We start from the raw sequence: 18,775 nt of genomic DNA, 5'->3' as shown, positions 1-18,775 counted from the left end.
TCCGCACACCATGAAACCGATCGACTTTCGCAGATTCGCCTCGCCAGACCGCAAACGGGCAGGCTTCATCGTCCTCGCGCTCGGCGCCCTGCTCATCGCCGGCACGGGCTGGTTAAGCGCCGGCCCTTCAAGCGAAGAGCTCAAGGCGGCACGCAACGAAGCCTGCAATCACGACCCGCACTGCCTGCGCCCCTGATGCCTGTCTTCATGTACTCAATGGAGCCTGACAATCACGCCCTGGTCGACACACCCGGTCGTGACGGGGCGGCACGGCCCTCTGCCGCCCGGATGGCAGGGCCCGGCTTGATGCCGGTGGGCGTCGCCGATGCCATCCGGTCGGGCGCCCGCCGGCGGCTCGCCAGCCAGAAGCAGGACACCGCGCGCCGTGCGCGCGTCAAAATCCTCTCGGGCGCCGCCCGGCACTGAGCCCTCCAGGAAAACCACTGATGCAGACTTCAACTCGCTCCGGCCTGCGCCGGGTCGCCCTCGCCGGAGCCACCGGCCTTGTGGGTCAGCACCTCCTGCAGGGCCTGCTGGCGGATCCGGACGTCGCTGAGGTCCATGCTCTGGCGCGCCGTGAGCTGGCCATCCGGCATCCGAAACTCGTCCTGCACCGGGTGGATTACCAGGCTTTGCCGGCACTGCCGCCGCTCGACGAGCTCTACCTGGCACTCGGCACGACGATCCGGGATGCCGGCAGCCAGGCCGCCTTCCGCGCGGTGGACTTCTCCGCCAACCTTGCCTTGGCACGAAGCGGAATGGCTGCGGGGGCACGCCGAATTGCGCTCGTCAGCGCGGCCGGGGCCGATCCGCAATCCCGGTTTTTCTACAACCGCGTCAAGGGCGAACTCGAAGCCGCGCTGGCTTCCCTCGAGCCCGACACCCTGCTGATCGCCCGCCCCGGCCTGTTGCTGGGAGACCGCGCCGCGCTGGGGCAACGGACGCGCCCGGCGGAGCGGCTTTCCGCCGCCCTCTTCGGCTTTCTCGGGCGAGCGGTTCCCGCCGCGCTGCGTCCGGTCGCGGCGCAGAATGTTGCCGACGCCTTGCGAACCGGACTGCCATCCGTCGAGGGACATGTCGTGCTGGGATCCACACTGCTCAGGGCCGGCGAACACCCGGTCTGATCCACACCTGCGCACCGAGGAATCCTGGACGCGAGTCTGAATGAAAACGGGAACCTTCCGAGGCTTGCTTTGTCAATACGCGTGACGCCACAATCCGCGTCACGCATTTCAACGCAACGGAGAGACTTGGCATGGACAGCAACGTTATCAATTCCAGTACGCTGGATCACGCACAGAGCCGCAACCGGGTTCTGCGCAACACCTACAACCTGCTGGCGCTTTCAATGCTTCCCACCGCTGCTGGCGCCTGGCTGGGCATGAAGCTTCACGTCGCCGGCATGTTCGCGACCAGCCCCTTCATGGGCCCCCTGCTGATGCTGGGCGTGATGTTCGGGCTGATGTACGCCATCGAGCGCAACCGCAACAGCAGCCTGGGCGTCGGCCTGCTGCTGGGCTTCACCTTCGTGATGGGCCTGATGCTGTCGGTCACGCTCGAGCGGACACTGCGCTTCTCCAACGGCGGCTCGCTGATCGCGATGGCCGCGGGCGGCACTGCCGTGATCTTCTTCGCGATGTCGACCCTGGCATCGACCATCAAGCGAGATCTCTCCGGCATGGGCAAGTTCCTGTTCATCGGCACGCTGCTGCTGATCGTGGCCAGCCTCGCGAACATCTTCTTCCAGCTGCCGGCCCTGCATCTGGCCCTGACCGTGATCACCTGCGGCCTCTTCTCGGCCTGGCTGATGTACGACCTGAACCGGATCATGAATGGCGGCGAGACGAGCTATGTCAGCGCAACGCTGGCGGTCTACCTCGATCTCTACAACATCTTCGTGAGCCTGTTGCAGATCCTCGGCATCTTCGGCGGCGATCGCGACTGAGTCCGTCCAGCTGAAACGAATACGCCCGCTTCATGCGGGCGTTTTTGCATGGGCCGGCGGCTGGATCAGTCCCGCTCGAAGAGCGCGACCGACTCCACATGCGAGGTCTGCGGGAACATGTTGGCAATGCCGGCGCTGCGCAGGCGGTAGCCCTTCTCATGAACGAGCACCGCCGTATCGCGCGCCAGCGTGGCGGGATTGCAGGACACATAGACCAGGCGGCGCGGTGCATCATTCCCCAGCGCCTTGCAGACGGCGATGGCGCCCTCCCGGGGCGGATCGATCAGCATCTTGTCGAGTTTGCCAAGCCGCGCAAGGCTTTGCGGGGTGGCATCGAAGAGGTTGGAAACCTGGAAAGTGCTCCGCTGCGCCAGGCCATTGAGCGCGGCATTCTCCGCTGCCCGCTGCACCAGCGAGGCGACGCCCTCCACTCCGACCACGCTCGCACCGCGGGCCGCAATCGGCAGGCTGAAATTGCCCAGACCGCAGAACAGGTCGGCAATCCGCTCGCCGGGGCGCGGATCCAGCAACTGCATGGAGCGACGCATCAGGATCCGGTTGATCTGGATATTGACCTGGGTGAAATCGGTCGGTTTGAAACGCAGGCGGACGCCGAACTCCGGCAGTGAATACTCCAGCCAGGCAGACATCGTGTCATCCAGCGGACGTGCGCTGTCCGGCCCGCCGGGCTGGTGCCACATATCGACGCCGTGCGTGCTGCCGAAAGCCAGAATGCGGGAGACGTCCTGCGCCGTCAGCGGCAGCAGGTTGCGCAGGACCAGCACCGTCTGCGCCTCGCCGACCGCGATTTCGACCTGGGGAATCCGGTCGGAGACCGACAGGCTGCCTATGAGCCCGCGCAAGGGCACGAGCAGGTCGGAGAGCGCACGCGGCAGCACTTCGCAGGACTTCATGTCCGCGATGTAGCTGCTCTTCTTTTCGTGAAAGCCGACCAGCACGCCAAGCTCGCCCGGCACCTCATGCACCGAGAGGCGCGCCCTGAAACGGTAGCCCCAGTCCGGGCCGTGAATGGGTGAGAGCATCACGTCCGGACGCACGCGTGCGAGGTGCCACAGGGCATTCTCCAGCACCCGCTGCTTGGCCGCGACCTGGGCCCCGGTTTCCAGATGCTGCATGCTGCAGCCACCGCAGAGCCCGAAATAGCTGCAGCGTGGCACAACGCGCTGCGCACTCGGGCGCAGCAGCGAAGTCATCACCGCCTGCTCGAACTTGGGCTTGCGCCGATAGCTCTCGAACTCGACCCGCTCGCCCGGCAAAGCGCCTTCAATGAAGATCGTCTTGCCCTCGCAGCGGCCGATGCCCCGCCCTTCGTGGTCCAGCGACTCGACAACAACAGCGGGCATGGCGATCCTTGGCAGAGAAAGAGCGCCGATTTTATCGGGCCTGAATGGCTTTGGGTACGCAAACCCCGGCCGGTACGGTGCGGCAGGGCTGTGCAAAAACATGATTGCGACGGTTGTCAGACGACATACGGCCCGCAAGAAAGACAAGACTTGACTCTTTCAGCGATTCCATTTTGGTGCGCTGCGTTGCTATAATTCCGGAGTCGGCCAACGGGCCGATTCAGATTTGGCTTGTTGCCCACTTATTTCGCAAGGGAATCGAATAATGAAACAGTCTCTCCTCGTCGCTGCTCTGATCGCTCTGGCAGTTTCCGCATGTGGCAAGAAGGAAGAAGCAGCTCCTGTCGAAGCAGCTCCGGCCGTCGAAGCTCCGGCTCCGGCTCCTGCTGCTGACGCTTCCGCTCCGGCTGCTGACGCATCCGCTCCGGCTGCTGACGCTTCCGCTCCGGCTGCTGAAGCATCGCCCGCTCAGTAATTCCGGGCGCGACGAAGAGCCGACCTCCGGGTCGGCTTTTTTGTGCCCGCTTTTTGCCCGTCATCGCAAGCACCCGGCTTCCGGGCGTCAGTCCTCAAGCAGCCCCGGCGCTACCGGTGGCAGCACCAGCGTGAATACCGAGCCCTGCCCGACCGTGGATTCGAGCAGGATGAAGCCCCCCATCTCCTCCGCCAGTTCGCGGGCAATCGCCAGCCCCAGCCCAGTTCCTTCCGCATTGCGCGCCGAGCCGTGACCCGCCTGGCTGAAGCGCTCGAAGATCCGGCCATGTGCCTCGGCAGGAATGCCTGGCCCCGAGTCCGATACCGCGAAAGCGAGCATGCCGTCCGCGCGTGAAACCGACAGGCTCACACGCCCGCGATGAGTGAATTTCAGCGCGTTGCCGAGCAGGTTGTTGATGATCTGCCGCAGCCGCACCGGATCAACCACGATGCGCTGCGGCAAGCCGGCCTCGATCCGGAGTTCGCCCTCGATCTGCTTGCGCTGGGCCTCGGCGCCATAGGGCGCCCAGACGTCCTCGCAGAGCTGACGCAGATCGATGTCTTCCGGATGCAGCACCAGTCTGCGTGCGTCCAGCTTGGCCAGGTCGAGCAGGTCATTGAACATGGCCAGCAGATGGCGGCCCGAGGAGTAGATCGAGTTGGCGTACTCCTCCATTTCATTGCCGGCCAGCTCCAGCCGGAGCAACTCGGAAAACCCCAGCACGCTGTTGAGCGGCGTCCGCATTTCATGGCTGATGGCGGCCAGGAATTCGCTCTTGCTGCGCCATGCGGCCTCGGCACGCTCGCGTGCCTCCTGCAGTTCGCTGTTCTGCAGACGGGTGAGATCCAGCAGGGCGCGGCTGCGCCGGTGATCCAGGCAAGCCTGACAGGCGAACGCCAGACGGGGCATGAGGGCCTCCAGCACAGCCAGCGCGCCGGGGCTGCAGACCACGCCGGCCTCCTCGAGAAACAGCACGGCAAAGGCGCTGATGCGCAGTGCGCGCAGGCTGCCATGCGCCACGCTGCCGGCGTACTGCGAGCCCAGCGCCGCCTCGCACCAGGCCTCGCGTTCGGGGTCTTCCTGCCAGAGGCTGATGCTGCGCGAGGGATAGGCATGCCGCTCGACACCGGCGTCCCCCAGCCACCAGACCTGTGCGGCGCGCAACTGCAGACGGCGGGTGAGTGCGAGCAGGAAGGTGCGCAGCATCTGCGCGGCGTCCAGCGAAGTGCCGATCTGCATCGCAAGCTCCCCCTGAAGGGAGAGCAGCCAGATCGTCGAATGGGACGACTCAGGTAGGGTCAGGCTGTGTGCCGGCATGAGGAATCAGGCCCAGAACGAAAGTCTTGTTGTGAAATTCGAGACACCCGGCCCCCTCGCTGGCGATTTCGCCCAGTGACAATACGCCGAAGACCGGTACAGGAGCGCCGCAGGATCGGCTCAGGAACTGAGTGATGATCGCTGCCTGCCCCTCATGCACGGCATCGAGATGCAGCGCACGGCTGAGGCAATCCACGAGCAGCGCGGCGGCCGGCTGCACGCCGCTGTCGAGCGCGTCCTGGCAGGCGCCTTCCGATGCTTTCATGAGCGCCGCGGGCCTGCCGTGAAGAATGTGCAGCGCAGACTGCGCCGGCACCTCACCGATGCACACCACGCTGTCGCCCTCCGCGCGCACCGGATCGCGCACGATGAAGCTGCCGTCCATGCGTTCGAGTCCGAGCGGGAAGGCGCGTGCAGTCGAAAAGAAGTTGGCTGGATCCACCATCTGCCCGCTGAGCCGGCGGACTTCCTCGCGATAGACCTCCAGTGCGGGCCTGAAGTCCAGCCCCTGGATGCGGCACCCGGAAACGGAGGACACCAGGAAAGGCCCGGCCACCGGCTCCCAGCCATGACGGACGCCCAGCCCCAGCGCCACCGGCAGGCCGACGATCTGTGCTCCCCCGGTCACGCCACGCGCCGAAAACAGACAGGGCTCGGCACAGAGCCGCGTGCTGCCGGCGCCCCCGCCCAGAAATGCGGGGCCGGCGCCCAGCACGTCATAGACTTCGCTGATCAGCGTCTCGATATGCGCGGAGAGCCCATCCACCCAGAGCATCACCGTCCGGGCCGTGCGCAGGGCCTGCAGCGCCTCATGCAAAGCCTCGCGAGCGGACGCGACGCCGTCCGGATCCGCCACGATGCAGACCTCGGCGCGGCACGACAACGCCACGATCAGCACTCCGCAGGCATGCGCCTGCCCCGCGAAGAGCACGCGCGGGAACACGCCGCCGAACACCGGCACCGGCAAGGCGCGAAGCAGGCTGTTCCAGCCCGCCAGGTTCTGTCCGGAATCCTCCGCCGCCAGAATCAGCAAGGACTGCGCGCCGCGCGCCAGGAAGGCATCGATGGCCTCCTGTACCCGCAGCATGTCTGCGTCATCGATGAACACCGGCACATCGATCAGCATTCCGCCTCCGCTTTGCGTTGATGCACGAAGCATACACAGACGGCGCCCTCCGCGCCTTCGCGATGGGGCAAACCCTTCAAAGCGATGTCAGCCTTGTCGCCATTGCTGCACGAAGCTGACACGAATCCCCCGCTTTCCGGCCCTGAAAGGGGTGGCACTGTTTTTGCCAAAGAAAGGCATCCTCCCCCGGATCCGGACATGCCACGCACACCACGCATCCACGACAGCAGCCTGCAGGACGGCGCCGCAAGCGCCGGCCAGGGCTTCGCGCTGCAGGACCGGCTCGAGATCGCGAAGCGCCTCGATGCGCTCGGTGTGCATGAAATCGCGGCAGCCTGGCCGGCTCGCAGCGCGCTCGAGCGCGAGAGCGTACGGGCGCTGGCGCACCTGGGCCTGCGGGCCCGGCTCTGCGTCAGCGCCGGCTTCGACCCGCGGGAGGTTGCGCAGTGCGCCGGCCTCGGCGCCCGGCTGATCGATATCGCCGTGCCGCTTGCCGAACCTGATCAGGCTGGTAGTGCCGGCGCGAAGGCTCTGCTGACCCGACTCGTCAGCCTGCTGAGCCAGGCGCGGGATCTGGGTCTGGAAGCCTGCGTCGGCCTCGAGGACGCGTCGCGCGCCGATCCGGCTTTCCTGCTGCAGCTGGCCGAAGTGGCCGCGCGAGCCGGCGCGGTGCGGCTGCGCTATGCCGACAGCGCCGGGCTGCTCGACCCCTTCGCCACCCACCGGGTGATACGCGGCCTGCGCAGCGCCTGCCGCCTCAAAATCGAAATGCATGCGAGCAACCGGCTCGGGCTGGCCACCGCCAACACCCTGGCAGCCGCCCGCGCCGGCGCCACGCATCTGCGCGCGTCGCTGCATGGCCGGGCCCAACCCGCACTGGACGAAATCGTGCCGGCCCTGCAGCAGTGCTACGGGCTGGCCACCGGCATAGCCCCCGAAGCGCTGAGCGGCCTGCGCCGGCGCCTGGCCCGGACGGCCGGCAGCAGGCCGCTGCCGATCCAGGTGGCCACACAGCCCTTTGCACAGACTGCGGTACCCGGCGTGACGCCCTCAGGCAGCGACCTGCCCTGCCGCTTCGTCGCCATTGAATCCGCCCGTGCCGATGAATCAGCCCGGGCGCGGCCCGCCAGGCGCCCGCGCCCGCCCTGCTGCTGAACCCGAGTGAGGACACACCATGACCCCGAATCCCGACTTTGCCGAAGAAATGGAAGCCCTGGAATCCGCCGAGGAGTTCCTGCAGTACTTCGGCATCCCCTTCAGTCCGCGCGTCCTCGCGGTGCATCGGCTGCACATCCTGCAGCGCTTCCACAACTATCTTGGCGGCGCCGGTGAAGCGCCCGGTTTCGAGACCTGCAAGGCGCTGCTGGCGCGTGCCTATGCCGACTTCGTGAAGTCTGACGCGCGCACCGAAGCCGTGTTCCGCGTCTTCCAGCGCGCCCAGGGCATCGCGAAGGTCTCCATCCAGTCCATCGGCAGGGCCCGTTCATGAAGCCGCGCTGGGAAGTCGGCGAGAGCCTGCGGGTGACCCGCAACGTGCGTGACGACGGCACCTTTCCCGGCGCGCTGCGGGGCGAATTGCTGGTGCGCCGCGGCAGCATCGGCACGGTCGTCGATATCGGCAGCTTCCTGATGGATCAGGTGATCTACTCGGTGCATTTCCTCGACACGAACCGCATTGTCGGCTGCCGCGAGGAAGAGCTGATGGAGCTCGACGAAGTCTGGATCGACTCGCGCTTCGAGACCCGCGAGCGCGTACGTGCCGCGAGAGCGCTCGCCATTGAGGGTGAAGTCCGCGTGCCCGAAGGCGCGCGGGGTGAAATCCTGAAAGTCTTGCGTGATGCGCCGGGCGGGCTCGCCTACCACGTGCATTTCGAGTGCTGGGCGGGTCATCCGCTCATTGTCCGGGAGTCCGCGCTGTGCGCCGGCGTGCCCACCCTGCAGGAAGAAGCCGATCATGTCTGAACTTGCCTCACCCGCTGCCGCCGTTGCCGCTGCCAGCTCGCCCTACCTCATGCTCAAGCATGCACGCGTCATGTTCGACACCACGCCCGAGCGGCTCGATGCCGCCCAGCGCATGAAGCTCGATCAGGTGGTGGCGCGCCAGCACAAGATCGAGGCGCGCATTCTCGGCAGTCGCCAGTCGACCCATGTGAAAGTCAGCGCCGAAGCAATCGAATCGCGGCTGGCCGAAATCGGCAGCCGTTTTTCCAGCGAAGCGGAGTTCGTGCTGGATCTTGCCCGCCATGGTCTGAGCCTGCAGGGCATGCGCGCCGAAATCGAACGCGAGCTGCGCATCGACGGCGTGCTCGAAATGGTGTCCGCACGGATTCCGCCTGTCAGCAATCTGGAGACCGAGCTCTTCTACCGGCTGCACTTCGATCGCTTCCAGACCCCGGAGCGCCGCACGCTGCGCCACATCCTGCTCACGTTCAGCGATGCGGCAGACCGGACAGAGCGTGAGGTCGTCCGCGCGCGGCTCGAAGCGATCCGCGCGCTGCTCGAACGCGCCCCCGACCGCTTCGCCGAGCAGGCCCTGCGCCATTCCGAGTGCCCGACCGCGATGCAGGGCGGCATGCTGGGCCAGGTCGCTCGCGGCAAGCTCTTTCCCGCACTCGAAACCGCCGCCTTCGACATGCGCGCCGGCATGCTCAGCAGCATCGTCGAATCCCCGATGGGCTTTCATCTGCTTCGCTGCGAGAACGTGCAGGCGGCAGGCCGCGTTCCCTTCGCCACGGTGCGTGAGCGCATCCGCGAACAGATGATCGAAGCACGTCGCGAAAACCGCCAGCGCGCCTGGATCCGTCAGGTCACCGAGGGCTACGTCTGATTCGCGGCAGGCGCAGCACAAGGAAAAACGCCGGCTTCAGCCGGCGTTTTTCATGCATCCGCCCGCCTCAGAAACGCTTGCGCCAGTTGCGCATGTTGCCGCGCGCCCAGCCCATGTGGCGATAGAAATCCTGTGCGGGCTGATTGTCTTCATCGGCCAGCAGCTGGATGCGGCTCATGCCACGCCGGCGTGCCCAGACTTCGGCGGCTTCCAGCAGGCGACGACCCACTTTCTGGCCGCGGAAGGAGGCCTCCACCACCACATCCTCGACCATGCCCACCGGCCCGCCTTCGGCGGTCGAGATCAGGCTCTGCACCGAGCAGAAGCCGATGACCCGGCTCTCGTCGCCCGCCTGCAGCTCGGCCACCATCAGCAGGATGTCCTCACGCGGCAGCATGAGCTTCAGCGCGGCCAGCTGGCGCGCCGGCTCGGGCGAAAAGTCGCGTTCGATGGCAAACAGCTCGCCCAGCAGGGCCACGATGTCTGCAAGGTCATTCTGTTGGGCGGGGCGGAATTTCAGGTTCATCAAGCCGGCATCATGAAAACGAGGCGCGAAGCATAAACCAGGCGACGCCCAGCCTCGTTGGAAAAAGACAAAAAAGCCTTCGCCCGGCCTGACGCTCCGAACCCGGAAACACGAGGCACAGGGCCTGAAGCGCCGCGAACCCGTATGCGCCGGGTGCGGCGGCAGAGGTCGCGCAGCGTGCGGCGCAATGTGCCGCCGCAACGCCTGCCGCGTGGCTTCAGCGTCCTGTCACTCGTCGTCGCTGAGCTCGAAGCCCGGCCGGCGCTTGACGGTCAGCGGATCACAGACGATGGGCCGATAGATCTCGACGCGGTCGCCCGCCCGCAAGGGTGCGTCCAGCTTCACCGCCTTGCCGAACACGCCCACGCGCTGGCTTGCCAGATCAATCGCTGGATGAATGCCGAGAATGCCCGAGACCTCGATGGCCTGCTGCACGCTCGCATCCTCCGGCACCTCCACATGCAGCCAGGATTTCCTGCCCGGCTCGGTATAGGCCACTGCTACTTTCATCTTGTGCTCTCCTTCAGCGATCACACGGCACAGTGACTGGCCGGCTCGGGCACGCGGCGCGAAGCCAGGCGCCGCTCAAGCTGACGCTTGGCCACCAGCAGGAAGCCCAGCGCCAGGAAGCCGCCCGGCGGCAGGATCATCATCAGCACGCCGACATAGTCCGGAATCACCTTCATCTCGAGAAAGGAGAAAGAGGGGCCCAGCAGCAGGCTGGCTTGCGAAAACAGGGTGCCGCTGCCGATGAGCTCACGCACCAGGCCCATCACCGTCAGCGCGAAGGTGAAGCCCAGCCCCATCGCCAGGCCATCCACCGCTGACGCCACGACGCCGTTCTTGAACGCAAAGGCCTCGGCCCGCCCGAGGATCGCGCAGTTGACCACGATCAGCGCGATGAAGAGGCCCAGCACCTTGTAGAGCTCGTGCAGCCAGGCATTGAGCGACATGTCGACCAGGGTCACGAGTGTCGCAATCACGACAACGAAGACCGGAATGCGGACCTGATCCGACACATAGTTCCGGATCGCCGAGATCAGCATGTTGGAGGCCACCAGCACCGCCGTCGTGGCGAGCCCCATGCCGAGGCCATTGGTGCCCGAGGTCGTCACCGCCATGGTCGGGCACATCGCCAGCAGCTGCGAGAAGACCACGTTCTGGTCCCACAGTCCGTCACGCATCACCTTGCCGTAAGCCACGCCAGCTTCGCTCATTTCGCTGCTCCCGCAATCTCTTCACGATGGGCCGCGAAGAACTGCAGGCCCTCCTTCACGGCCTTGACCACGCCACGCGGCGTGATCGTCGCGCCGGCGAACTGGTCGAACTGGCCGCCATCCTTCTTCACCGCCCAGGCGGCCACCGGCGTGTTCTCCAGCGACTTCTTCTCAAACGAGCGGATCCAGTCGCTCTTGGCGACTTCGATCTTGTCTCCCAGCCCCGGCGTCTCGGCATGCTTGAGCACCCGCACGCCGGTCACCGTGCCGCCGGCATCCACGCCGATCAGCAGCTTGATCTCGCCGGCATAGCCGCGGCCGCTGAAGCCGAACACGGCGGCTGAAAACGCGCCGGCCTTCGTGCCGCGATAGACCGTCCGTTTCACGCCATTGTCATCGACCTCGACGGCAGCGGCGAGCAGATCGTTATCCGTCATGCCTTCCGGCAGCACCTGCTCCAGCGAGCTCTTGAGATCATCCTGCGCCGCCCGCTCGATGGCCGGCAGCGTGATGCGGTTGGCGGTCAGCAGCGCGAGGCTGGTCACCAGCGTGAAGAAGGCCAGCAGGCCGCCGTGGTAGGGAATGCGCTCGCGCAAGGCGTCGATCTGCATGCTCATTGCTCCTTCTTCTTCAGCACGATGGGTTCGCCGCGCCAGTCACGGCCATAGATGCGCGGCGGCAGCAGGCGTTCGATGGCCGGCGAGAGCGCGTTCATCAAGAGCACCGCGAAGGCCACGCCCTCCGGATAGCCGCCATAGCTGCGGATCACCCAGGTGAGGAAGCCACAGCCGGCGCCGAACACGAGTTGCCCCGCGCGGGACGAAGGCGAGGTCACGTAATCGGTCGCGATGAAGAAGGCGCCCAGGATCGCCGCGCCCGACATCAGGTGGGTGCCGGCATCCAGATAGCGCGCCGGATTCACGGCATGGCCAATCGCTGCCGGCACGGCAATCGCGGCCAGCATGGCCAGCGGAATGTGCCAGCTGATGACGCGCATCAGGATCAGCGCAACACCGCCCGCAGCCAGCAGCAGCACGCCGGTTTCACCCAGGCTGCCCGGCCGCTGGCCGGACAGGGACATCGGCATGCCCTCGGCGAAGGTGTGGAGCAGATCGACACCGCGCGACAGTTCGGTCTTCGCATGCCCCAGCAGCGAGGCGCTGGTAAAGGCATCCGGCACCGCACCGCCGAAGGTGATGCCCAACGACTCCATCATGCCAGGAGCATGTGTGCTCATCTGCCCGCCCGGCGTGACCCAGGCCGTCATCGCCACCGGAAAGGAGACCAGCAGCGCGACCCGCGCAATCATCGCCGGATTGAAGAGATTGAAGCCGATGCCGCCGAAGATCTGCTTGCCGATGATGGTGGCAAAGAGCCCGCCGACCAGTCCGATCCACCAGGGTGCCCAGGGTGGCAGGCTCATCGCCAGCAGCCAGCCGGTGATGAGTGCGGAGCCATCGAAGAGCGCCGTTTTCACCGGCTTGCCCATCAGGCGCAGGCAGAGCGCCTCGCCAGCGAGCGCTGCGGCCACCGTCACCAGCCAGAGGTTCAGCGCAGGCAGGCCGAAGTACCAGAAGCCGCACAGGGTCGCCGGCGCCAGGCAGGCCACGACCTTGAGCATCACCCGGCTGATGCTGGAGAGCTCGCGGGAGTGCGGTGAAGCCGCCACGGCGGGCAAGGCTGCGCTCAGGGGAGTATTCATCATCTGCTTCCTTTCATTCCGCTGCGGGTGCAGGTGCGGCAGCGGCCGCCTGCTGCGCGGCGCGTGCCGCCTTGCGCTTTGCCGCGGCTTCGGCGCGCTCGCGGGCTTCGCGCTCCAGGCGTTCGGTCTTGGCCTGGGCCAGACCCTTGGTGAATTCCATCTTTTTCTTCTGCTGCGCGCGTTTCCAGAGCTCGCCCTTGGCGTGATAGAAGGCGTGCACCAGCGGCAGGTTCGAGGGGCACACATAGGCGCAGCAGCCGCAGGCGAGGCAATCGTCGAGCTGCAGCTTTTCGGCGCCCTCCAGATCGCCGGCGCGCACGCGGGCGGCGATCTCCAGCGGCTGCAATCCCATCGGGCAGGCCTGCACGCAGCTGCCACAACGGATGCAGGGCGAGGCCTCGGGCTTCGTGATTTCGGCAGCAGTGAGCGCGAGGATGCCGCCGCAGGCCTTCACCGTCGGCACATCGGCATGCGGCAGCGCCAGGCCCATCATCGGGCCGCCCAGCACCAGGCGCGCGGGTGTTTCCCTGAGGCCGACGAAGGCCAGCAGGTCCGCCACGCTGACACCGATCGGCGCCAGCACATTGCCCGGCTCGGCCACTGCGCCGCCATTGACGGTCACGATGCGGCTATAGAGCGCTTCACCATGGCGCAGCGCACGATGAATCGCGGCGCAGGTGCTCACGTTATTCACCAGCACGCCGATGGTGGCGGTGCGTGCGCCGGCCGGCACTTCCTTGCCGGTCAGCACCTGCACCAGCTGGCGGTCGGAGCCCATCGGATAACGCGCCGGCACCGGGCAGATGCGGATGCCGGCCTGCCCTTCGGCCGCCAGGCGCATCGCCGCAATCGCTTCGGGCTTGTTGTCCTCGATGCCGACCAGCGCGGTCGATGCACCGGTCGCATGCATCAGGATGCGCACACCATCGATGACTTCATCGGCGCGCGAACGCATCACGCAATCATCACTGGAAAGATAGGGCTCGCACTCCCCGCCGTTGATGACCAGCGTCTCCACCGCATGCTTGCGGCCCAGCTGCGCCTTGGGCGCCGAGGGGAAGGTCGCGCCACCGAGGCCCACCACGCCGGCGGCCGCGATGAGACGGGTGACTTCTGCCGGGTCCAGTGCGAAGGGATCGGGCTGGCCGGCGGCCTCGATCGCGCGATCTTCACCATCGCAGGCGATCGTGATGGCGTCGAATGGCAGGCCGGAAGGATGCGGAGCCGTGACCGGGCCGATGGCCGTCACCACCCCGGAGCTTGGCGCATGCACCGGTGCCGACACATTGCCCTGGGCCGCACCGATCAGCTGGCCGCGCAGCACCTTGTCGCCCACCTGCACCACCGGTTTGGCCGGCGCCCCCACATGCTGCAGCAGCGGCACGCGCAGCTCGGCCGGCACCGGCATCACGCGCAGCGGCACATCGGCGGCCGGGCGCTTGTGGTCGTCGTGCGGATGCACGCCCCAGCTGCCCTTGAGAAAACGGTCGAGAAATCCCATCACTGTGTCTCCTGTCAGGCGAACGCGGGCCGCGCCCAGTTCCAGTCGCGCAGGTTCTGCGGCACCGGCTGCAGCACGATCGCGCCGGTCGGGCAGCAGTCGGTGCAACCGCCGCAACCTGTGCAGGCCTCATCCAGCACGCTGTGGATCTGCTTGGCAGCCCCCAGAATCGCGTCGGTGGGGCAGTGCTTCACGCACTTGCCGCAGCCGATGCAGATGTTTTCCTCGACCACCGCCATCTGCGGGCCGGCGTCTTCCATGCCGTCCAGATCCAGAGCCAGCCCCAGCTTGGCGGCAATCGCCTGCGCCAGTGCCACGCCACCGCCCGGGCAGATCGTGGCCGGCGCACTGCCCGCCACCAGCGCCTCGGCCGCCGCATTGCAACCGGCCAGGCCACACTGGCCGCAGTTGGTGCCGGGCATCATGGCCAGCAACTCTTCAGTGGTGCTGTCGGCTTCCACCGCGAACACCTTCGCCGCATAGCCCAGCAACAGGCCCAGCGAGAGGCCCAGGAAAGTCAGACTCAGAACGCCGATCATCGCTCGCTCCTTACGCGAAATTGAGGCCGGAAAAGCCCATGAAGGCCATCGCCAGCAGGCCCGCCAGCACGAAGCTCAGCGGCACGCCCTCGAAGGCTTCCGGCACCTTGGCCAGCGCCAGGCGTTCGCGCAGACCGGCGAACATCACCATCACCAGCACGAAGCCCAGCGAGGAGCCGAAGGCATACACCAGCGTTTTCAGGAAGCCGTTGCCTTCCTGCACATTGAGCAGTGCGAGACCCAGCACCGCGCAGTTGGTCGTGATCAGCGGCAGGTAGATGCCCAGTGCGCGATAGAGCGCCGGCATGCTCTTCTTGATCACCGCTTCGATGAACTGCACCGTGGCCGCAATCACCACGATGAAGGACAGGATGCGCAGGTATTCCAGGCCCAGCGGCGCCAGCAGAAAGTGGTCCAGCAGCCAGGCCGCCGCCGAGGCCACGGTGATCACGAAGGTGGTCGCCATGCCCATGCCCAGCGCGCTGTCGAGCTGCTTCGACACGCCCATGAAGGGACACAGACCGAGAAACTTCATCATCACCACGTTGTTCACCAGCGCGGTGCTCACCAGCAGGATCAGGTATTCGCTCATCGCTTTCTTCCGGCTATCGGGGATGCGCCGGCTGGCGTCATCCTGGCTCCACCGGTGCATGGCGCGTGCCAGGTGCATCAGCGGCACCGTGAAGGTGCGCCGCCGCCTTGCCCCGGCGGGCTTTGGCGGAAATGCCGTACTGATGTCGCGAATTCGCCCGTCGCGTCACGCTTCCGACAGCCTGTAGGGGATACGACAAGTCCCCGCCCGACGACCGTCCGGCCGCCAGGTCCGGCGGGATTTGACCCAGCTCAATTCCATCGGCATGCGTCAGCACAACGGCATGAAATCTGCATCAGACGAAGTGTCGTCCCGGACGGGCAGGAGTGAGAGCCTGCCTCCCCTCGCGCAGCACGAACGGATTGAATTGCTTGCCATGCCCAGCCCGAAAAAATCGCCCCCCCGCAAGAAGGCTCCGCTCTCCGACGTTCCCGCCGACCTCTTCCGGGCCGCCGTGGAGCAGGCAGACATCGCGATCTCGATCACCGATCCGCACGCGGTGATCCAGTATGTAAATCCGGCTTTTGCCCGCAAGACCGGCTACACCCAGATCGAATCGGTGGGCAGCAACCAGAGCATGCTGGCCAGCCGCACCACGCCGCCGCCGGTCTACAAGGATCTGTGGGCGCACATCAGCCAGAAGCAGCCCTGGAGCGGCCGCCTGGTCAACAGCCGCAAGGACGGCACGCGCTATCTCGCCGACCTCACCATCACGCCGGTGCTCGATGACAGCGGCGCGATCAGCCACTACCTCGGTCTGCATCGCGACATCACCGAGCTGCACCGGCTCGAGTGCGCCGTGCGCAACCAGAAGGCGCTGATCGAATCGGTGGTGGATGGCGCGCCGATGGTGCTGGCCCTGCTCAACATGGAAGACCGCGTACTGCTCGACAACCACGCCTACAAGGCGCTGATGTCGGACCTGCGCATGCAGGAGCCCGCCACGGTGCTGCTTGAAGCCGTGCGCGCCGAGCTCGGCAGCGGCTTCGGCCCCTTCAAGCCGGGCGCCCACGCCTTTCTCGATCGCCAGGTGCGGCTCGACCGCCCGCACTGGCGCAACCCGCGCTGGTATGCCTGCTCCGGCGTCTGGGTAGCGAGCACGAACGACGAAACCGACGCTTTCTACAATGAGCGCCCCGAGGCCTATCTGCTGCTGGTCGCCAGCGAGGTGACGCGTCAGGTCATGGAGCAGGAAAAGGCCCGCGTGGCCGCCCTGCATGCGCTGCTCGCCGACGAAGCCCGACAGCAGGCGCTGCGCGAGAGCATGGCCGCGGCGGTCTACCAGATGGAAGGCCCGCTCAATGTGCTCGAGTCGGTCGTGAACATGATGGGCCGGCGGGGTTGCGATCCCACCCAGGCCGCGCTGGCCGAAGCGCTCAAGGCCGGCCAGAGCGTGCTGGAGACGCTGCGCTCGGCCGTGCCGCCAGCCGCGGCCAGCGCGAGCAGCTCGGTCAACATGAACGAGGCGGTGCGCGACGTGCTCGACCTCTCGGCGCAGACCTTCCTCGCCGCCGGCATCAGCGTGAGCTGGTCCCCGCAACTCGTGCTGCCCGCCCTGCAGGGCTCGCCGACCCGGCTGCGCGCCATGCTCAAGGCGCTGGTCGACAACGCCATCGAGGCCATGAACACCAAGGGCTGGAACCAGCGCGAACTGTCCATCAGCACGCACGCGGCCAGTGACAGCCTCGCGGTGGACATCACCGACAGTGGCCCCGGCCTCGCCCCCGAATCCCGCCTGCGCGCCTTCGAACCGTTCTGGACGACCAAGAAGCGCCAGGGCAATCACCTCGGTACCGGGCTCGCCGCAGCGCTGCAGGTCGCCGTGGACCACGGCGGCAATATCGAACTGGCCGAGGCACCGCGTGGCGGCTGCCTCGCCCGCGTCGTGCTGCCCCTGCGGCACCGGCAGGACTGAGAGACGCAGCACCGGCTCGCACGCCCCCGTGCGAGCGGATCGAAGCAACATGGAAGCAGAAGGCAGATCATGGCACTGGACGCCGAAGGCGCACTGAACCGCAAGCTGATGGAAACGCTGTACGAAGTCAGCGTCATCCTCTCGCGCTCGCTTGACGTGAAGCAGACCCCGCAGGAAGTGCTGCGCGTGCTGGAAGAGTCCGCCGGCCTCACCCGCGGCATGATCAGCGTGCTCGATGCCGTCACCGGCGAACTGGTCGTCAATGCCGTGCAGGGCGTCGAACCCGAAGCCTTCGAACCGGTGCGCTACCAGAGTGGCGAAGGCGTGCTGGGGCTGATCCTGGAAGAAGGCAAGACGGTTGCCCTGCCCCAGGTCTCGGCCAATCCGCACTTCCTCAACCGGCTGGGCATCTACGAGCGCCGCCTGCCCTTCATTGCCGCGCCGATCCATGTCGGCGGCACCCTGCAGGGCGTGCTGGCGCTGCAACCGAACCGGCTCGACGACGGCCTGCTTGCGGTGCGCGCGCGCTTTGCCGAGATGGTCGCCAACCTCATCGGGCAGAGCGTGAAACTCTCGCTGGATGTGGCCGAAGAGAAAAAGAACATCGCCGAGGAGCGGGACACGCTGCGCCGCACGGTGCGGGCCCAGCACGGCTTCGACAACATGGTCGGCCACTCCGCCGGCATGCGGCGGATCTTCGAGCAGATCCGTATGGTATCCAAATGGAATACCACCGTACTCGTTCGCGGCGAAACCGGCACCGGCAAGGAACTCATTGCCAACGCCATCCATTACAACTCGCCGCGCGCACGCGGCCCCTATGTGCGGCTCAACTGCGCCTCGCTGCCGGAGAACCTGCTCGAATCCGAACTCTTCGGTCATGAGAAAGGTGCTTTCACCGGCGCGGTCACGCAGCGCCGCGGCCGCTTCGAGATGGCCGATGGCGGCACCATCTTTCTCGACGAGATCGGCGAAATCTCACCAGCCTTCCAGGCCAAGCTGCTGCGCGTGCTGCAGGAAGGCGAACTGGAGCGGGTGGGCGGTGGCCGCACGGTGAAAGTGGATGTGCGCGTGATCGCGGCCACACACCGCGATCTGGAAGACGCGGTCGATCACGGCAAGTTCCGCGAAGACCTCTACTTCCGCCTCAACGTCATGCCGATCAAGCTGCCGGCGCTGCGCGAGCGGCTCGAAGACGTGCCCGAGATCGCGCGTCACCTGCTCAGCCGCATCGGCCAGGCGCAGGGCCGGCCGCTGGAACTCTCCGACAGCGCAGTGACCCGCCTGATGCAGTACAACTGGCCGGGCAATGTGCGAGAGCTGGAGAACTGCCTGGAGCGCGCCGCGGTGATGTCGGAGAGCGGGCATATCGATGTCGGCCTGATCCGCATCGACCGCCAGCGCGATGTCGCCCCGCCTCTGGCCGCGCCCGGCGCTGCCCCCCGCATCGATCTGGAAGACAGCTCCATCGACGAGCGCACCCGCGTCATCGCCGCGCTCGAGCAGGCCGGCTGGGTCCAGGCCAAGGCCGCGCGGCTGCTGAACATGACGCCGCGACAGATCGCCTACCGCATCCTGACGCTGGGCATCGAGGTCAAGCAGTTCTGAAGCACAAGCCCTGGAAGCATCAAGCCTCCAGAGAATGACTCCGGCATCCTGACAAATGCCATCTGCATTCCCGCTGGAGTATCATCCGGCCTTCGCGTGCGGGTCACGGACCTGCCATCCG

At 66.5% G+C, this 18,775-nt stretch carries 21 protein-coding genes; 10 read left to right on the top strand and 11 right to left on the bottom strand.

Going from position 1 to position 18,775, the window contains the following annotated elements:
* The first annotated feature begins 10 nt into the window (after positions 1 to 10).
* The 4 genes from ABDB87_RS13685 to ABDB87_RS13670 all read left to right on the top strand — a co-directional run bounded on the left by ABDB87_RS13685 (position 11) and on the right by ABDB87_RS13670 (position 1,945).
* Positions 11 to 196: a hypothetical protein gene (locus ABDB87_RS13685; RefSeq protein ID WP_345927965.1), complete on the top strand. Its 186-nt coding sequence runs from the start codon at positions 11 to 13 to the stop codon at positions 194 to 196.
* An 11-nt stretch (positions 197 to 207) separates the two neighbouring features.
* On the top strand, positions 208 to 426 hold the full coding sequence (locus tag ABDB87_RS13680; RefSeq protein ID WP_345927963.1) for a hypothetical protein: 219 nt from the start codon (positions 208 to 210) through the stop codon (positions 424 to 426).
* A gap of 20 nt (positions 427 to 446) precedes the next feature.
* Positions 447 to 1,124, top strand: a complete 678-nt coding sequence (locus ABDB87_RS13675; protein ID WP_345927961.1) for a Rossmann-fold NAD(P)-binding domain-containing protein — start codon at positions 447 to 449, stop codon at positions 1,122 to 1,124.
* 131 nt (positions 1,125 to 1,255) lie between these two features.
* On the top strand, positions 1,256 to 1,945 hold the full coding sequence (locus tag ABDB87_RS13670) for a Bax inhibitor-1/YccA family protein (protein WP_345927959.1): 690 nt from the start codon (positions 1,256 to 1,258) through the stop codon (positions 1,943 to 1,945).
* Between the two features lie 65 nt (positions 1,946 to 2,010).
* On the opposite strand, the gene rlmD is transcribed toward ABDB87_RS13670, so the two are convergent.
* The 3 genes from rlmD to ABDB87_RS13655 all read right to left on the bottom strand — a co-directional run bounded on the left by rlmD (position 2,011) and on the right by ABDB87_RS13655 (position 6,227).
* The gene (rlmD, locus tag ABDB87_RS13665) at positions 2,011 to 3,309 is read right to left on the bottom strand and encodes a 23S rRNA (uracil(1939)-C(5))-methyltransferase RlmD (protein WP_345927957.1); all 1,299 of its coding nucleotides are present in this window, start codon (positions 3,307 to 3,309) and stop codon (positions 2,011 to 2,013) included.
* A gap of 562 nt (positions 3,310 to 3,871) precedes the next feature.
* On the bottom strand, positions 3,872 to 5,101 hold the full coding sequence (locus ABDB87_RS13660) for a sensor histidine kinase (RefSeq protein ID WP_345927955.1): 1,230 nt from the start codon (positions 5,099 to 5,101) through the stop codon (positions 3,872 to 3,874).
* Positions 5,073 to 6,227 (bottom strand): FIST signal transduction protein, encoded by a 1,155-nt coding sequence (locus tag ABDB87_RS13655; RefSeq protein WP_345927953.1) that lies wholly within the window; start codon positions 6,225 to 6,227, stop codon positions 5,073 to 5,075. The genes ABDB87_RS13660 and ABDB87_RS13655 overlap by 29 nt, the downstream gene beginning before the upstream one ends.
* A 198-nt stretch (positions 6,228 to 6,425) precedes the next feature.
* On the opposite strand from ABDB87_RS13655, the gene ABDB87_RS13650 reads away from it, so the two are divergent.
* The 4 genes from ABDB87_RS13650 to nifM are packed head-to-tail and all read left to right on the top strand — an operon-like array spanning position 6,426 to position 9,054.
* A complete protein-coding gene (locus tag ABDB87_RS13650; protein WP_345927951.1) occupies positions 6,426 to 7,382 on the top strand; it encodes a beta/alpha barrel domain-containing protein in 957 nt (318 codons plus the stop codon).
* Positions 7,383 to 7,401: 19 nt separating this feature from the next.
* Positions 7,402 to 7,716 (top strand): nitrogenase-stabilizing/protective protein NifW, encoded by a 315-nt coding sequence (gene nifW / locus ABDB87_RS13645; RefSeq protein WP_345927949.1) that lies wholly within the window; start codon positions 7,402 to 7,404, stop codon positions 7,714 to 7,716.
* On the top strand, positions 7,713 to 8,189 hold the full coding sequence (locus ABDB87_RS13640; protein WP_345927947.1) for a nitrogen fixation protein NifZ: 477 nt from the start codon (positions 7,713 to 7,715) through the stop codon (positions 8,187 to 8,189). The genes nifW and ABDB87_RS13640 overlap by 4 nt, the downstream gene beginning before the upstream one ends.
* Positions 8,182 to 9,054 carry a nitrogen fixation protein NifM gene (nifM, locus tag ABDB87_RS13635; RefSeq protein WP_345927945.1) on the top strand — a complete coding sequence of 291 codons (873 nt, stop codon included), beginning with the start codon at positions 8,182 to 8,184 and terminating at the stop codon, positions 9,052 to 9,054. The genes ABDB87_RS13640 and nifM overlap by 8 nt, the downstream gene beginning before the upstream one ends.
* A gap of 67 nt (positions 9,055 to 9,121) precedes the next feature.
* Here nifM and ABDB87_RS13630 read toward each other — a convergent pair whose 3' ends face one another.
* From ABDB87_RS13630 to rsxA, 8 genes are all read right to left on the bottom strand, one after another.
* Positions 9,122 to 9,580 carry a GNAT family N-acetyltransferase gene (locus ABDB87_RS13630; RefSeq protein WP_345927943.1) on the bottom strand — a complete coding sequence of 153 codons (459 nt, stop codon included), beginning with the start codon at positions 9,578 to 9,580 and terminating at the stop codon, positions 9,122 to 9,124.
* A 228-nt stretch (positions 9,581 to 9,808) separates the two neighbouring features.
* A complete protein-coding gene (locus tag ABDB87_RS13625; RefSeq protein ID WP_345927941.1) occupies positions 9,809 to 10,090 on the bottom strand; it encodes an RnfH family protein in 282 nt (93 codons plus the stop codon).
* A 20-nt stretch (positions 10,091 to 10,110) separates the two neighbouring features.
* Entirely contained in the window at positions 10,111 to 10,797 is a 687-nt protein-coding gene (locus ABDB87_RS13620) for an electron transport complex subunit E (RefSeq protein ID WP_345927940.1), read from the bottom strand.
* Positions 10,794 to 11,408 carry an electron transport complex subunit RsxG gene (gene rsxG / locus ABDB87_RS13615; protein WP_345927938.1) on the bottom strand — a complete coding sequence of 205 codons (615 nt, stop codon included), beginning with the start codon at positions 11,406 to 11,408 and terminating at the stop codon, positions 10,794 to 10,796. The genes ABDB87_RS13620 and rsxG overlap by 4 nt, the downstream gene beginning before the upstream one ends.
* 2 nt (positions 11,409 to 11,410) lie before the next feature.
* The gene (locus ABDB87_RS13610) at positions 11,411 to 12,502 is read right to left on the bottom strand and encodes an RnfABCDGE type electron transport complex subunit D (protein WP_345927937.1); all 1,092 of its coding nucleotides are present in this window, start codon (positions 12,500 to 12,502) and stop codon (positions 11,411 to 11,413) included.
* A 10-nt stretch (positions 12,503 to 12,512) separates the two neighbouring features.
* Entirely contained in the window at positions 12,513 to 14,000 is a 1,488-nt protein-coding gene (rsxC, locus tag ABDB87_RS13605) for an electron transport complex subunit RsxC (RefSeq protein ID WP_345927935.1), read from the bottom strand.
* A 14-nt stretch (positions 14,001 to 14,014) separates the two neighbouring features.
* On the bottom strand, positions 14,015 to 14,539 hold the full coding sequence (locus ABDB87_RS13600; protein ID WP_345927933.1) for an RnfABCDGE type electron transport complex subunit B: 525 nt from the start codon (positions 14,537 to 14,539) through the stop codon (positions 14,015 to 14,017).
* Between the two features lie 10 nt (positions 14,540 to 14,549).
* Positions 14,550 to 15,131: an electron transport complex subunit RsxA gene (gene rsxA / locus ABDB87_RS13595; RefSeq protein ID WP_345928282.1), complete on the bottom strand. Its 582-nt coding sequence runs from the start codon at positions 15,129 to 15,131 to the stop codon at positions 14,550 to 14,552.
* Between the two features lie 376 nt (positions 15,132 to 15,507).
* Between rsxA and nifL the strand changes: the two genes are divergently transcribed.
* Together nifL and nifA are read left to right on the top strand one after the other, a co-directional pair.
* A complete protein-coding gene (nifL, locus tag ABDB87_RS13590; protein WP_345927931.1) occupies positions 15,508 to 17,046 on the top strand; it encodes a nitrogen fixation negative regulator NifL in 1,539 nt (512 codons plus the stop codon).
* Between the two features lie 69 nt (positions 17,047 to 17,115).
* On the top strand, positions 17,116 to 18,654 hold the full coding sequence (gene nifA, locus ABDB87_RS13585) for a nif-specific transcriptional activator NifA (protein ID WP_345927929.1): 1,539 nt from the start codon (positions 17,116 to 17,118) through the stop codon (positions 18,652 to 18,654).
* The last annotated feature ends 121 nt before the right edge of the window (positions 18,655 to 18,775 follow it).

The organism is Uliginosibacterium paludis, from assembly GCF_039631355.1.
GTDB lineage: Bacteria > Pseudomonadota > Gammaproteobacteria > Burkholderiales > Rhodocyclaceae > Uliginosibacterium > Uliginosibacterium paludis.
The sequence above is the reverse complement of the archived record's forward strand: the minus strand, read 5'-3'. Positions and strand labels throughout refer to the sequence as shown.

Bases quoted from the DNA above. Each gene is read 5' to 3' on its own strand.
- ABDB87_RS13680 (WP_345927963.1), top strand. From the start codon at position 208: ATGTACTCAATGGAGCCTGACAATCACGCCCTGGTCGACACACCCGGT.
- ABDB87_RS13670 (WP_345927959.1), top strand. From the start codon at position 1,256: ATGGACAGCAACGTTATCAATTCCAGTACGCTGGATCACGCACAGAGC.
- rsxC (WP_345927935.1), bottom strand. From the start codon at position 14,000: ATGGGATTTCTCGACCGTTTTCTCAAGGGCAGCTGGGGCGTGCATCCG.
- ABDB87_RS13600 (WP_345927933.1), bottom strand. From the start codon at position 14,539: ATGATCGGCGTTCTGAGTCTGACTTTCCTGGGCCTCTCGCTGGGCCTG.
- ABDB87_RS13685 (WP_345927965.1), top strand. From the start codon at position 11: ATGAAACCGATCGACTTTCGCAGATTCGCCTCGCCAGACCGCAAACGG.
- ABDB87_RS13660 (WP_345927955.1), bottom strand. From the start codon at position 5,101: ATGCCGGCACACAGCCTGACCCTACCTGAGTCGTCCCATTCGACGATC.
- nifL (WP_345927931.1), top strand. From the start codon at position 15,508: ATGCCCAGCCCGAAAAAATCGCCCCCCCGCAAGAAGGCTCCGCTCTCC.
- ABDB87_RS13675 (WP_345927961.1), top strand. From the start codon at position 447: ATGCAGACTTCAACTCGCTCCGGCCTGCGCCGGGTCGCCCTCGCCGGA.
- ABDB87_RS13630 (WP_345927943.1), bottom strand. From the start codon at position 9,580: ATGAACCTGAAATTCCGCCCCGCCCAACAGAATGACCTTGCAGACATC.
- rsxG (WP_345927938.1), bottom strand. From the start codon at position 11,408: ATGCAGATCGACGCCTTGCGCGAGCGCATTCCCTACCACGGCGGCCTG.
- ABDB87_RS13625 (WP_345927941.1), bottom strand. From the start codon at position 10,090: ATGAAAGTAGCAGTGGCCTATACCGAGCCGGGCAGGAAATCCTGGCTG.
- nifW (WP_345927949.1), top strand. From the start codon at position 7,402: ATGACCCCGAATCCCGACTTTGCCGAAGAAATGGAAGCCCTGGAATCC.
- nifM (WP_345927945.1), top strand. From the start codon at position 8,182: ATGTCTGAACTTGCCTCACCCGCTGCCGCCGTTGCCGCTGCCAGCTCG.
- nifA (WP_345927929.1), top strand. From the start codon at position 17,116: ATGGCACTGGACGCCGAAGGCGCACTGAACCGCAAGCTGATGGAAACG.
- ABDB87_RS13655 (WP_345927953.1), bottom strand. From the start codon at position 6,227: ATGCTGATCGATGTGCCGGTGTTCATCGATGACGCAGACATGCTGCGG.
- rlmD (WP_345927957.1), bottom strand. From the start codon at position 3,309: ATGCCCGCTGTTGTTGTCGAGTCGCTGGACCACGAAGGGCGGGGCATC.
- ABDB87_RS13640 (WP_345927947.1), top strand. From the start codon at position 7,713: ATGAAGCCGCGCTGGGAAGTCGGCGAGAGCCTGCGGGTGACCCGCAAC.
- ABDB87_RS13650 (WP_345927951.1), top strand. From the start codon at position 6,426: ATGCCACGCACACCACGCATCCACGACAGCAGCCTGCAGGACGGCGCC.
- ABDB87_RS13620 (WP_345927940.1), bottom strand. From the start codon at position 10,797: ATGAGCGAAGCTGGCGTGGCTTACGGCAAGGTGATGCGTGACGGACTG.
- ABDB87_RS13610 (WP_345927937.1), bottom strand. From the start codon at position 12,502: ATGATGAATACTCCCCTGAGCGCAGCCTTGCCCGCCGTGGCGGCTTCA.
- rsxA (WP_345928282.1), bottom strand. From the start codon at position 15,131: ATGAGCGAATACCTGATCCTGCTGGTGAGCACCGCGCTGGTGAACAAC.